The sequence below is a fragment of the Lachnospira sp. CLA-JM-H23 genome (assembly GCF_040096425.1).
Classification (GTDB): domain Bacteria; phylum Bacillota; class Clostridia; order Lachnospirales; family Lachnospiraceae; genus Lachnospira; species Lachnospira rogosae.
In genome coordinates, this window is the sequence record NZ_JBBMET010000010.1 from 75046 (window position 1) to 88365 (window position 13320).

The following is a 13320-nucleotide window of genomic DNA, read 5'->3' on the forward strand; positions in this document are numbered from 1 at the left end:
TGGTGTATTTATAGTGATATCGTGTATTATATGGATAATAAGGTGTTTAGTTGTAAAAGTTTGCAGGACAGCACATTGTATTAAGAATTGTATGTAAAATATGGTATTTGTGTTAGTTTGTTAAAGAAATAACCTTTGTTGTCAATTATTAATGGTAATGTTACACTATAATAGTTTGGATATAGAAGAAAGCTGCAATGATGATATCAGATTATATATTGATATTAAATGATACATTGGTGTCTAATTATATATTGATATTAAGAGGTATATTGATGTCGGATTGCAGATTGAAAGTAGTAATATTATATAGAAAGTGAGGTCTATTTATTAGTGAGTAGATTAACGATATTAACTAAAGATAAGGCTCAGGTTACGATGGAGTCTTTATATCAGGATCTTGAAAGACGAATTGTAGCCAGTCCTCCTGGGCTTTGTCCGGTTGACCTTACAAGGTCATTTATAAAAATGTGTCTTGCACAGTCGTGTGGTAAATGTGTTCCCTGCCGTGTAGGATTAAGACAGCTTGCAAGACTTTTTGATAATGTTCTTGATGGTGAGGCAAATGAGGAGACAGTAGAGAATATTAAGCTTACAGCAGAAGGTATATATTATTCAGCAGACTGTGCAATTGGATATGAAGCTGCAAAGCTTGCATTAAAGTCAGTTGATGGCTGTATAGATGATTTTGAATCACATATACATAATGGTTTCTGTTCATGCAACAGTAACCAGCCGGTTGCTTGTGTTAAGTCATGTCCTGCAGGTGTTGATATTCCAGGTTACATAGCACTTGTACAGCAGGGAAGATATGCTGATGCGGTAAGACTTATAAGAAGGGATAACCCAATGCCAACAACCTGTGCTTATATATGTGAGCACCCTTGTGAGAACAGATGTAAAAGAACAATTATAGATGCACCTGTTAATATCCGTGGACTTAAGAAAATGGCTGTTGATAATTCAGGCATTGTTCCGGTTCCGGAATGTGAAGCACCGACAGGCAAAAAGGTTGCCATTATCGGTGGTGGACCGGGTGGTCTTAGTGCAGCTTATTATCTTGCACTTATGGGACATAAGGTTACTATATTTGAGCAGAGAAAGCAGCTTGGCGGAATGTTAAGATATGGTATTCCTAATTATAGATTTCCAAGAAAGAAGCTTGACGAGGAAATTGACTCAATACTTTCAACAGGAATAGAAGTTAAGAAGAATATAAGCGTAGGAAAGGATATATCATTTGATGATATAACCAAAGAATACGATGCTACATACATATCAATTGGAGCACACGCTGATAAAAAGATTGGTATAGAAGGCGAGGATGCCAAGAGTGGCATTACATCTGCTGTAGAGATGCTTCGTGCTATCGGTGATGGAGATATGCCAGATTATACAGGCAAGAAGGTTATCGTTATCGGTGGTGGTAACGTGGCAATGGACGTTGCACGTTCTTCAATAAGACTTGGTGCGAGCAAGGTAAGCATTGTATACAGAAGACGTAAAGCAGATATGACTGCCCTTGAAGAAGAAGTTGAGGGTGCAGAGGCGGAAGGCTGTGATGTTCTTGAACTTATGTCACCAGTGCGTATTAAGCAGGACGAAGAAGGTAATGCTATAGGACTTATTGTAAAGCCACAGATGATATCAAGGGTTTCACACGGACGACCAGCTCCTAAGGCAGCGGCTAAAGATGAGGTTTTATTAGAAAGTGACCTTATAGTTGTTGCTATCGGACAAGGTATAGAGACTAAGAGCTTCGAGGAACACGGTATTAAGGTTCAGAGAGGTGTTATATCAGCACTTAATACAGGTAATATTACACCACAGGACGGAGAAATGTCTGAGGGTGTCTTTGCAGGTGGTGACTGTGTAACTGGACCAGCGACAGTTATTAAGGCTATTGCGGCAGGTAAAGTTGCGGCGGCTAATATAGATGAATATTTAGGATTTAACCACGAGATTACATGTGATGTTGAAATTCCGTATGCAAGCAATGAAGATAAGGTTGCCTGTGGAAGAGTTGAGGTTGCGTTAAGAGATGCGGCAGAAAGAAAGAATGATTTTGAGCCAATCGAATATGGATTTTCTTGTGAGGAAGCGTGTCAGGAGGCTGGACGCTGTCTAAGATGTGACCATTTTGGATTTGGAGCATTCAGAGGAGGCAGAGAAGAACAATGGTAAATGCAACAATTAATGGTATAGCTATATCAGTAGAAGATGGTACAACTATCCTTGAAGCTGCAAGAAAAGTAGGCGTTGAGATACCTACACTCTGCTATCTTAAGGAAGTTAATGAAATAGGTGCGTGCCGTGTGTGCGTTGTTGAGGTTGAGGGACAGGACAGATGTGTTACGGCGTGCAATAATGTTGTTCAGGAAGGTATGGTTATCCGTACTAACACAAGAAAGGTACGTACAACAAGAAAGACTAATGTTAAGTTTATACTTTCACAGCACGATTATGAATGTGCTTCCTGTGTAAGAAGCGGTAACTGTACATTACAGTCACTTGCCAATGAACTTAATATATCTGAGATGCCTTATGACTCTATTCTTGAAAAGAATAAATGGGATAAGACATTTCCACTTATAAGAGAGAATAACAAATGTATTAAATGTATGCGTTGTGTGCAGATATGTGATAATGTTCAGGGTATGCACGTATGGGACGTAGTTAATACAGGTTCAAGAACAACTGTGAATGTGGCTAAGAACAGACTTATTCAGGAGACTAACTGTACTCTTTGTGGACAGTGCGTTGTGAACTGTCCAGTAGGTGCATTAAGGGAAAGAGATGATGTAGGCCGTGTTCTTGATGCAGTTGAAGATGAGAATATTATAACAGTCGTTCAGATAGCCCCAGCTGTAAGAACAGCGTGGGGTGAAGGCTTTGGACTTTCTAAAGATTTCGCAACAGCCAAAAGACTTGTTGCAGGACTTAGAAGGATTGGCTTTGATTACATATTTGATACAACATTTTCAGCAGATCTTACTATTATGGAGGAGGGAAGCGAACTTCTTGAAAGACTTCCAGAGATTAAGGAATCAGGACTTCCAATGTTTACATCGTGCTGTCCGGGCTGGGTCAACTTTATAAAGAAGGAATATCCTCAGTATGCGGACAGGCTTTCAACAGCAAAGTCACCACAGCAGATGTTTGGAGCGGTGACTAAGTCATATTATGCAGAAAAGCTGGGCGTAGAGCCTGAAAGAATATTCTGTGTATCACTTATGCCTTGTCTTGCCAAGAAAGATGAATGTACATGGGATAATGGTAAAGATGTTGATGCGGTTCTTACTACAAGAGAAGTGGAACGTATGTTAAAGTCTTTCTTTATAAAGGTTCAGGAACTTGAGGAAGAAGAATTTGACGACCCATTAGGTGTAGGAAGCGGAGCAGGTGTTATATTTGGTGCTACAGGCGGAGTTATGGAAGCTGCACTTAGAAGTGCTTATTACCTTGTTAATAAGACTAATCCTGAACCTGATGCTTTCCAGTGTGTAAGAGGTCTTGACGGCTGGAAGGAAGCTAAGTTTACAATTAATGGCAATATACTTAAGGTTGCGGTTGCAAGCAGTCTTTCTAATGCAAGAAAGCTTATGGAAGCTATTGCAACAGGCAAGGCACATTATGACTTTGTTGAAGTTATGGCTTGTCCTGGTGGATGTATTAATGGTGGTGGACAGCCTATTAAAGATGATGATAACAAAGTAGCCAATAGAAGCAAGGTGCTTTATGGACTTGATAAAGTCAATAATCTCAGATTTTCACACGAAAATCCATCAGTAATGCAGTGCTACAAAGATTATTTTGGTGAGCCATTATCACACAAGGCACACGAATTATTACATATCAGCCATTAGGTAAAGTGACACTACCTGTGTATTTGTATAATATGTTATACGAATTATTGATATACAATGTTAGTATGAATAAGATAATTAAGTATAAAATAAGATAAAGCCCTGTTATGCAGGGCAGATTGGAGGCAGTATGGCAGTTATTAAAGCATTTGAGTGTATAAGACCGGATGAAAAGGTTGCAGACAGAGTGGCGGCACTTCCTTATGATGTATACAACAGAGAGGAAGCGTTAAAGGAAGTAGAACGTGAGCCATTGTCATTTCTTGCGATAGACAGGGCTGAGACACAGTTTGACAGCAGTGTAGATACATATGCAGACTGTGTGTATGACAAGGCAAGGGAGCTTTTGGATAGCAGAATTGCAGATGGTACATTTATTACTGATACAGATAAGGCATATTATGTGTATGAGCTTACAATGAATGGCAGAACACAGACAGGAATAGCTGCCTGTGCTTCCATAGATGATTATAATAACAATATTATTAAAAAGCACGAGAATACAAGGGCTGATAAGGAACAGGACAGAATTAACCACGTTGACAGATGTTCTGCACAGACAGGACCTATATTCCTTGCTTACAGGGCTGATGAGGTTATAAGAAATGAAGTAGTCAAAGCCAAGGAAACAAAGCCGCTCTACAGTTTTACCTCACCAGACGGTATAAGACATCAGGTGTATAAGATTTCAAATGCACAGTCAGTAGAAAATATTGAGAAAGCATTTGCAGGAATAGATGATATTTACATAGCAGATGGACATCACAGGGCGGCATCAGCAGTTAAGGTCGGTTTAAAGAGAAGGGAAGAACACCCTGATTATACAGGTGAGGAGGAATTTAATTATTTCCTTTCAGTTCTTTTCCCAGATGAAGAACTTATGATAATGCCTTATAACAGAGTTGTAAAAGACCTTAATGGCTACAGTAAAGAAGAATTTATTAAGAAGATAGAAGAAAAGTTTGAAATAGAAGAAAGTGCTGCAGCAGTAGAACCGGCTTATAAGGCGGAATTTGGAATGTATCTTGATGAGAAGTGGTATAAGCTTAAGGCTAAGAAGGATATATTATCAGATGATCCTGTAGATGGGCTTGATGTTGCAATACTTCAGAATAACCTGTTAGAGCCTGTACTTGGTATACATGACCCTAAGACGGACAAGAGAATTGATTTTGTTGGCGGAATAAGAGGACTTTTGGAGCTTGAGAAAAGATGTCATACTGATTGCGTGCTGGCATTTTCAATGTATCCAACTTCCATAGCAGAGCTTTTTGCAGTAGCCGATGCGGGCAGGCTTATGCCACCAAAGTCTACATGGTTTGAGCCAAAGTTAAGAAGTGGATTGTTTATACATAAGATTGAAGAATAAGTATATGGTTCAAAATAGATGTAAAGAATATAGAATGGAAAAGAGGATTATTATGTTACATAAAGTATACGATATTGAACTTCCATATGAGGAACTTGGGTTAAAGACACCGGATAAAAAAGCAACAATAACAACATATATTAAAGAAATGTACCCGGATTATCAGGACCCATTTAACAGACCACTTGTTATAATATGTCCAGGTGGTGGATATGACCATCATTCACCAAGAGAAGGCGAGTCTATGGCTATTAAAATGCTGGATCTTGGGTATAATGCGGTAGTATTAAGATACAGCCTTGCACCATATGTATATCCGACACAGGTATATGAAGCGGCTTATACAGTTAAGTGGGTAAGGGATCACGCTAAGGAATGGGATGTTAATCCTGACAGAATTATACTTGCAGGCTTCTCAGCTGGAGGACATCTTGCGGCATGTCTTGGTACTATGTGGAGTGGTGATATGGTTGCATCATTTGCAAAAAAATATCTGGGATGTGATAAGGAATATGTAAGACCAGATGGACTTCTTTTAGGTTATCCTGTAATAACAGCTGGGGAAAATTCACATAGGGGTTCGTTTGTAAAGCTGCTTGGTGAAAACTATGATAAATATATAGATGATATATCATTAGAGAATAAGGTGTCTAAAGATACACCGGAAAGCTTTGTATGGCATACATTTGATGATAATTCTGTTCCATTAGAGAATTCACTTTTGTTTGTAGAAGCATTAAGAAAGAATAATGTTAAGTTTGAATATCACGTATTTCCAGATGGCTGTCATGGATTGGGACTTGGAACTAAAGAAACTGCTACAAAGGGTGGCAAACATTATCAGCCGGAAGTATATGAATGGACTAAGTTGTTTGAACAGTGGATGAACCGTATGGCATAAGAAACAGCCATAGAAATGGAGAAGGGTATGGATAATAAGTTATATAAGCTTATGGATTGGCCTGCGATTGAAGAAATTGTGTATTCGGAAAGCAGTCAGCCTTGCAGTATATTAGGCGGCCACCTTGTAAAAGAGGGGTATCTTATACAGGTGTTCAGACCGGATGCTGTATCTGTAAGTGTATCAGTAAGTGAAAGAAAAAGAGCCATACAACTTGAAAAAGTTGATGATGCTGGATTTTTTGCGGCATTAATACCGATTAAGAAAAATGTTAAATATGTTCTTAATATTGAAGATAAGAATGGGCATATTACAAGATTACGTGACCCATATTCATTTGGCAGATTTGATAAGTCAGAAGTTATATTTAACAAGTTCGCAGCAGGAACTGAATACAATGCATATAACCTTCTTGGTAATAAGGTGTGCGAAAAAGACGGCATTTCAGGTGTGCTTTTTAGAACATGGGCACCTAATGCGTTACGAGTAAGTGTTGTAGGCGAATTTAATAGCTGGGATGGAAGGATATACCAGATGGAGCGTATTACCGACAATGGTATATATGAAATATTCATTCCACAACTTGAAGCTGGACAGGAATATATGTATGAGATAAAGTTCAAAGGTACTAATACTGTATTAAAGCTTGATCCGTATGCCAGACAGATTACACAGTACGCAGATGCACACTCTGTAACAGGTGAGCCACAGGCTGTACAAGATAATGTTAAATGGGTAAAGCAAAGAAAACAGATAAAGGGTGTTAATAAGCCTTTGTCTATACTTGAGATTGCATATGATAATATTCCTGTGAATAAGGCTAAGGTTAATTATATGGATATAGCCAGATATATTACAGAGTATGTTAAAGATACAGGATATACTTATGTTCTTATAAAGGGCAGTGACAGTATTTTTGAAAAGACAGGTTATTGTTATGGTGCATCAGGTTATTATGCACCATCATCACAGTATGGAACAGCTACAGATTTCAAGCATATGATTAAGGAACTTCATAATAACGGAATAGGTGTAATTATTGATTTTAATGTAGCTTATTTTGGCATTGATATAAGAAGTATAGTTAATTATGATGGTGGTGACTGTTATGGTTATCTTAAGCCAAGGATAATTGAAAAGCCTCAGATGAATATAACAACATTTGCCTATGAGAAGGGCGAGGTAAGAAGCTTCCTTATATCAGCTATAGCTATGTGGCTTGATGAATATAATATAGACGGAATTAAGATTACAGACACAGCAACGATGTTATATCTTGATTATGGCAAGAATCCTGGCGAATGGACGCCTAATATGTATGGCGGCAATGAAAATCTTGATGCCATAGAATTCATAAAGCAGATGAATGAATATGTCCATAAGAGAAATGACGGCGTGATAACTATAGCAGATGAAAAGAGCTTGTGGTCAGACGTTACACGAAATAATGATAATGAGGACAGTCTTGGTTTTGATTATAAGTTAAATGATGGCTTTAATGAGGAATTCTTTGAGTTCGTAAAGCAGGATCCATTGTTTAGAAAGGGAATGTATAACAGGGTTACTTATGAAATGTTATATCATTATAAGGAACATTTTATTACCAACCTTACTTACGAGGCATTAAAAGATGATACTTTATATGCAATGGTATCTGGCAATGACGATAAGCAGAGACTTTCTGATATAAGGGCAGTATTAGGATATATATATACTTACCCAGGACCAGTATGTGTGTCTTATGGCAATGATACAGGTGCATTAGTGTCTGTAGATGATGATAAAATGCAGATTTTAAGCAGACTTGAAGAACCGGCGTATAAGCAGATGAAAGCATATATAAAGGCACTCAACACATTGTATACAACAGATAATTCAATGTATGAGGCAGACAGCTCATCAGATGGTTTTGAGTGGGTTGATAATTATAATGCAGAATTAACAGTTTATTCATATGCAAGATATTCGTCAGATAATGATATGGACATAGTGGCAGTTAATTTCACTCCGGTTGAAAGAAAGGCTTATGAGTTAAATGTACCTAAGGCTGGAAAGTACAAGCTTGTATTTAACAGTGACAATGAGGAATATGGCGGTGATGGCAAGGTGGAAGCTGTTGTTGTGAAGTCAGCGGTTGAAGCTGACAGCAATGATAGGTATAAGATGTTTGTTGATATACCAGCATCAGCAATGGTTGTATATAAGTATGAACCATATACTGATATTGAGATTAAAGAAATCCAGATTAAAAATGAAGCTAAGGCGGCTAAGGTTGAAGCAGAAAAAAGAGTTGATTTAGCAATAGAACTTGCTGATAAGGCGGAAGAAGAGGCTGTGAGGGCGGCAAATGCTGAGAAGGAAGCCAAGGAAAGCTTAAGGCTTGCACAGAATGCAAGAAAGGAAGCTGAGAAGAAAGCTTTAGAAGCAGTTAAGGAAAGCGAAAGAATAGACGAGGAAATGAAGCTTAGGTTAAGTCAGCTTAAAAAATAAACTGGAACATATGGGGACAGGACAGACATATAATCCTGACATTGGAAATTAAAAAACTGGATAGTATGAGAACCAGCAATATTATAAAGGAAGGAGAAAGTATATTAGTAAATATGAAAGATAAGGTGTTTACGATATACGCATATGTGTTATGGAGCAGATAACAAGTATAGTTGAACAGATTACACACTGGGGACTTACTGGAATATGGAAGATTTTATTCGCTATTATCATATGGTTTGTTGGTAAGAAAGTAATAGCACTTTGTATGAAATTCTTAAAGAAAGTATTTGATAAAGGAAGCTTAGACCCAGGTGTTGTTAATTTTACAATGTCAATAATAAGATTTGCACTTTATTCAGTGCTTATACTTATGGTTATTGATGAACTTGGAATACAGACAACTTCACTTGTAACTGTATTTGGTTCAGCAGCTCTTGCAATAGGTATGTCATTACAGGGTTCGCTTTCTAACTTTGCAGGCGGAGTGCTTATACTTATATTTAAGCCATTTAAGGTTGGTGACTATATAGTAGTTGGTAATCTTGAGGGAACTGTTAGAACTATAGAGCTTCTTTACACTAAGCTCACAACAGTTGATAACAAGGTGGTAATGCTTCCTAATGGTGCATTATCTAATTCTAATATTGTAAATGTGGGTGCTGAAGATAACAGACGTCTTGATATCGAGATGCCTATAGGTTACTCATCTGATTTAAAGCTTGCCAAGAATATATTAAGTGATATTCTTGCAGCTGATAATTCAATCCTTAAGGATAAGGAAGTGAAGGTTATAGTAAAGAGCCTTGATGAAAGTTGTGTGACACTTGAGACAAGAGCGTGGGTAAAGACAGAAGATTACTGGGATACAAGATTTGCACTTCTTGAAGAATACAAGTCGGAATTTGATAAGAACGGCATAGAAATTCCATTTAACCAGATGGACGTACATATTGTATAAATATTGTGTGATAATATATTGTTATATGAATATATGTGTGCTATAATGTTGCCGGATGGGATGAATGGTTCATATAGACTAACTTGAATTTCCTGTTCATATAAAGTAACTTATTGTATGTGGGATATTAATATGATATGAAGATTAATGGCTGAGTATCAGAATGGAGAATGAATTGAAGTTATCAGAAGAAAGACAGCAGCTTTTTAATTTTGTGCTTTCTGAATTAGAGCAGGAAGGCAATCTTGCACACGAGAAGAATGCTATACAGCACGGTTTAACAACAGTATATGAGCATAGTGTAGGTGTGGCAGGAGCAAGTCTTAAGCTTGCAGAATTCTTTCATTTAAAGGTGAATGAGAAAGCACTTATAAGAGGAGCACTTTTACACGATTATTTCTTATATGACTGGCACATAAAGAGAAAGGGACATCATTTCCACGGCTTTACACATCCTGCAACAGCACTAAGGAATGCAGAGAAGGAATATAATCTTGGCGATATAGAAAGAAATATAATCTCAAGACATATGTTTCCTCTTACGATAGTTCCACCTATGTGCAGGGAAGCCTGGCTTGTATGCCTTGCTGACAAGTATTGTGCAGTTAAGGAAACCTTCGCACCAGCGGTAGGTTACTAGAATGTATATATTAATTGGCAGAATAGACCAGTTAGTGAGCAGTTGAATTAAGATTAATACTTATAAATACTCCGGCAGTATGTTGCGTTTAAGCAGTGTACTGCCGGATTTTTTTGTTCCTTTATATAGTTGTATGGATATATTTAGAAGACAGAGTGATTTCATATAGTCATAAAGAATTAAGTCGTTGGGATATTAAGATTGCGAATGCCAGAATACACAGCAATATCACATTTTTTACTTATTTTTTACATCATTTGGTCACAATTTCCAAGTAATATACAATTGTTCACAGGAAAACGCGTTGTGAAGTAACTTGCAGAGGATATTAAGATGTGCAGGAAAGATTGGAGACCAGTGTATGGCAATTGAAGTATTTAACAGATATGAGAAAAAATATATACTTGATGAACACACTTTCAGAAGGCTGCTTGAACGAATAAATGATTATATGGAGCCGGATAAATATAATCTTAATGGACAATTTTATAGTATATGTAACATTTATTATGATACTGATGACAACAGGCTTATAAGAAGTTCAATTGAGAAGCCTGTATACAAGGAGAAACTCAGAATGAGAAGCTATGGTACTCCTTGTGGAGAAGACAGGGTATTTCTTGAGATTAAGAAGAAATATAATGGCATTGTTAATAAACGCAGAACATCAATTGTACTAAAAGACGCATATAAGTATATGGAAAGTGATGTGTATCCTGAGAGTGACACACAATGTATTAACACACAGGTGCTTAAAGAGATTGATTATTTTAAGAAAATGTATACATTAAAGCCAAAGGTATATCTTTCATATGACAGGTATGCTTATTTTGAAAAAAATGATGGTGATTTCAGAGTTACATTTGATACTAATATAACAACAAGGAGAGGCAATGTAAGGCTTGAGAGCGGAAGCTATGGCAATAAGCTTATTCCTGACAGATTGTATCTTATGGAGATTAAAATAAGCGGTGCAGTACCGATGTGGTTTACAAGATGTCTTTCGGATCTGCATATATATTCTGTTTCATTCTCTAAATATGGAACAGAATATAAAAGATATGTGCTTGAAGGTTATGATAAAGATACAGAGGAATTGAGTAACCAGATAGCACCTAATGAATATGCAAAGGAATACGGTAATGTATATGGCTGTCAGTATGGACAGTATGGAAAAAGTGCAATATGTATCTAATAATAAAAGTATAAATTAAAAGGAGCAATATTATGTTTGAATCAATATTTACATCAACAGCGGATAATTCAATAAATATCAGCCAGGCGGCAATATCTTTAGGTGCATCAATCGTAATCGGAGTTATTATTGCAATTGTATATATGTACATCAGCAAAAAAGAAGGTTACCAGAAGAATTTTATAATTGGTCTTTTAATGCTTCCAGCGGTTGTATCAGTCGTTATTCTTCTTGTGGGAAGCAATGTTGCAAGAGCATTTTCGATGGCAGGAGCATTTGCACTTGTAAGATTCAGAAGTGCACCGGGAAGTGCTAAGGATATTTCAATTGTGTTCTTTACAATGGCAGCAGGTCTTGCTTGTGGTCTTGGATATGTAACATTTGCAGCAGCATTTACAGCAGTTATGCTTTTGCTTTTAATACTTATATCAGCATTAGGTTTTGTAGATAGGAATGAAGGACGTAAGCAGCTTAAAATTGTTATTCCAGAAAGCCTTAACTATAATTCGGTATTTGATGATCTGTTTGATAAATACACGTCTGAGAACAGATTAAATAAAGTTAAGACAACTAATATGGGCACAATGTATGAGCTTACATATGAAATCAGATTAAAAAATGATGATGCAGAAAAAGATTTCATTGACGAATTAAGGGTAAGAAATGGAAATCTTAATATATCAGTAGGAATTATGCCAGAAAACAGCGTATCGGCATTGAATTAAATGTTGACATATTAAGTGGAAGATTATATAGTATAACAAATTAAACACCATTTGATGAATGATAGTATTATGTTATTCATCAGATGGTGGTTTTTGATTTTTCTCTTGTTTTATTTGGTGATATGTTATATTATAATAAGGTATACGAAAGGGACGTGGTAGATATGATAGATAATAATACACAATTTTTTAGAACACAGCCAGAAAAGACAATATCAGTAGAAGGAATACTTGAACAAGTATATCTTGCATTAAAAGAAAAAGGATATAACCCTGTTAACCAGATAGTAGGTTATATTATGTCAGGAGATCCAACATATATTACAAGTCATAACAATGCAAGAAGCCTTATTATGAAGGTAGAAAGAGATGAACTTGTAGAAGAGGTTATCAAGTACTTCATAGAGGGTAAGGGTTTATAATTAAGTTATGAGAATAATTGGATTGGATTATGGAACAAAGACAGTGGGCGTGGCGTTAAGCGATGCACTTGGCATTACAGCACAGCCTGTTGAGACAATCACAAGAAAAGAAGAGAATAAGCTTAGAAAGACATACGCCAGAATAGAAGCTATTATTGAAGAGAATGACGTTGAGAAGATAGTTGTCGGACTCCCTAAGAATATGAATAATACTGTAGGTGAGAGAGCTATAGCCTGTGAAGAGTTTGCTAAGAATCTTGAGAGAAGAACAGGGCTTGAAGTCATTATGTGGGACGAAAGACTTACAACAGTTTCAGCAGAGAAGGCACTTATGGAAAGCGGCGTAAGAAGAGAGAACAGAAAGGCAGTTATTGACCAGATTGCTGCTGTGTTTATATTACAAGGTTATCTTGACTGTCAGGCTAATGCAGGCAGGTAAATGAATTAATAAAGGTGGTTTAAATTAATATGGAAAAGCTCACATTTGTTACAGATGATAACGAGAATGTTGAATTATATATTATTGAAGAGACAAGAGCGAATGGAGTTAATTATTTATTAGTAACAGATTCTTCTGATGAAGAAGATACAGATGCGGAATGTTACATTTTAAAAGACACATCAAGTGAAGCAGATGCAGATGCAGTATATGAATTTGTTGAGGACGATACAGAATTTGATGCAATCAGCAGAATATTTGCGGAACTTATGGATGATGATATTGAACTTATATAATTGAATAAAGAATGAG

Annotated in this window: 12 protein-coding genes; all 12 read left to right on the forward strand. The window is 36.7% G+C overall.

Features of this window, described 5'->3' with window-relative positions:
- Positions 1-333: 333 nt before the first annotated feature.
- The 12 genes from WMO42_RS12470 (at position 334) to WMO42_RS12525 (ending at position 13304) form a co-directional block, all read left to right on the forward strand.
- Entirely contained in the window at positions 334-2184 is a 1851-nt protein-coding gene (locus tag WMO42_RS12470) for an NAD(P)-binding protein (protein WP_022502742.1), read from the forward strand.
- On the forward strand, positions 2178-3866 hold the full coding sequence (locus WMO42_RS12475) for an NADH-dependent [FeFe] hydrogenase, group A6 (protein ID WP_349192420.1): 1689 nt from the start codon (positions 2178-2180) through the stop codon (positions 3864-3866). Before WMO42_RS12470 ends, WMO42_RS12475 begins: the two co-directional genes overlap by 7 nt.
- Positions 3867-3996: 130 nt before the next feature.
- The gene (locus WMO42_RS12480) at positions 3997-5235 is read left to right on the forward strand and encodes a DUF1015 family protein (protein WP_349192421.1); all 1239 of its coding nucleotides are present in this window, start codon (positions 3997-3999) and stop codon (positions 5233-5235) included.
- Positions 5236-5287: 52 nt separating this feature from the next.
- A complete protein-coding gene (locus WMO42_RS12485; protein ID WP_055307040.1) occupies positions 5288-6136 on the forward strand; it encodes an alpha/beta hydrolase in 849 nt (282 codons plus the stop codon).
- A gap of 27 nt (positions 6137-6163) precedes the next feature.
- Positions 6164-8626 carry an alpha amylase C-terminal domain-containing protein gene (locus WMO42_RS12490; RefSeq protein ID WP_349192422.1) on the forward strand — a complete coding sequence of 821 codons (2463 nt, stop codon included), beginning with the start codon at positions 6164-6166 and terminating at the stop codon, positions 8624-8626.
- A gap of 151 nt (positions 8627-8777) precedes the next feature.
- On the forward strand, positions 8778-9587 hold the full coding sequence (locus tag WMO42_RS12495) for a mechanosensitive ion channel domain-containing protein (protein ID WP_349192424.1): 810 nt from the start codon (positions 8778-8780) through the stop codon (positions 9585-9587).
- A gap of 163 nt (positions 9588-9750) precedes the next feature.
- On the forward strand, positions 9751-10227 hold the full coding sequence (locus WMO42_RS12500; protein WP_055174376.1) for an HD domain-containing protein: 477 nt from the start codon (positions 9751-9753) through the stop codon (positions 10225-10227).
- Between the two features lie 361 nt (positions 10228-10588).
- The gene (locus tag WMO42_RS12505; RefSeq protein WP_349172037.1) at positions 10589-11422 is read left to right on the forward strand and encodes a polyphosphate polymerase domain-containing protein; all 834 of its coding nucleotides are present in this window, start codon (positions 10589-10591) and stop codon (positions 11420-11422) included.
- A gap of 32 nt (positions 11423-11454) precedes the next feature.
- Positions 11455-12147 carry a DUF4956 domain-containing protein gene (locus WMO42_RS12510; protein WP_055307038.1) on the forward strand — a complete coding sequence of 231 codons (693 nt, stop codon included), beginning with the start codon at positions 11455-11457 and terminating at the stop codon, positions 12145-12147.
- Positions 12148-12311: 164 nt separating this feature from the next.
- The gene (locus WMO42_RS12515; RefSeq protein WP_055175014.1) at positions 12312-12569 is read left to right on the forward strand and encodes an IreB family regulatory phosphoprotein; all 258 of its coding nucleotides are present in this window, start codon (positions 12312-12314) and stop codon (positions 12567-12569) included.
- Positions 12570-12576: 7 nt separating this feature from the next.
- Positions 12577-13008: a Holliday junction resolvase RuvX gene (gene ruvX, locus WMO42_RS12520; protein WP_022502732.1), complete on the forward strand. Its 432-nt coding sequence runs from the start codon at positions 12577-12579 to the stop codon at positions 13006-13008.
- Between the two features lie 29 nt (positions 13009-13037).
- Complete coding sequence (locus WMO42_RS12525; protein ID WP_055307037.1) at positions 13038-13304, forward strand: DUF1292 domain-containing protein; 267 nt, start codon at positions 13038-13040, stop codon at positions 13302-13304.
- The last annotated feature ends 16 nt before the right edge of the window (positions 13305-13320 follow it).

Coding starts and splice junctions, on each gene's coding strand:
- WMO42_RS12475 (WP_349192420.1), top strand. CDS start 2,178: ATGGTAAATGCAACAATTAATGGTATAGCTATATCAGTAGAAGATGGT.
- WMO42_RS12480 (WP_349192421.1), top strand. CDS start 3,997: ATGGCAGTTATTAAAGCATTTGAGTGTATAAGACCGGATGAAAAGGTT.
- WMO42_RS12485 (WP_055307040.1), top strand. CDS start 5,288: ATGTTACATAAAGTATACGATATTGAACTTCCATATGAGGAACTTGGG.
- WMO42_RS12495 (WP_349192424.1), top strand. CDS start 8,778: ATGGAGCAGATAACAAGTATAGTTGAACAGATTACACACTGGGGACTT.
- WMO42_RS12505 (WP_349172037.1), top strand. CDS start 10,589: ATGGCAATTGAAGTATTTAACAGATATGAGAAAAAATATATACTTGAT.
- WMO42_RS12515 (WP_055175014.1), top strand. CDS start 12,312: ATGATAGATAATAATACACAATTTTTTAGAACACAGCCAGAAAAGACA.
- WMO42_RS12490 (WP_349192422.1), top strand. CDS start 6,164: ATGGATAATAAGTTATATAAGCTTATGGATTGGCCTGCGATTGAAGAA.
- WMO42_RS12500 (WP_055174376.1), top strand. CDS start 9,751: ATGGAGAATGAATTGAAGTTATCAGAAGAAAGACAGCAGCTTTTTAAT.
- WMO42_RS12525 (WP_055307037.1), top strand. CDS start 13,038: ATGGAAAAGCTCACATTTGTTACAGATGATAACGAGAATGTTGAATTA.
- ruvX (WP_022502732.1), top strand. CDS start 12,577: ATGAGAATAATTGGATTGGATTATGGAACAAAGACAGTGGGCGTGGCG.
- WMO42_RS12510 (WP_055307038.1), top strand. CDS start 11,455: ATGTTTGAATCAATATTTACATCAACAGCGGATAATTCAATAAATATC.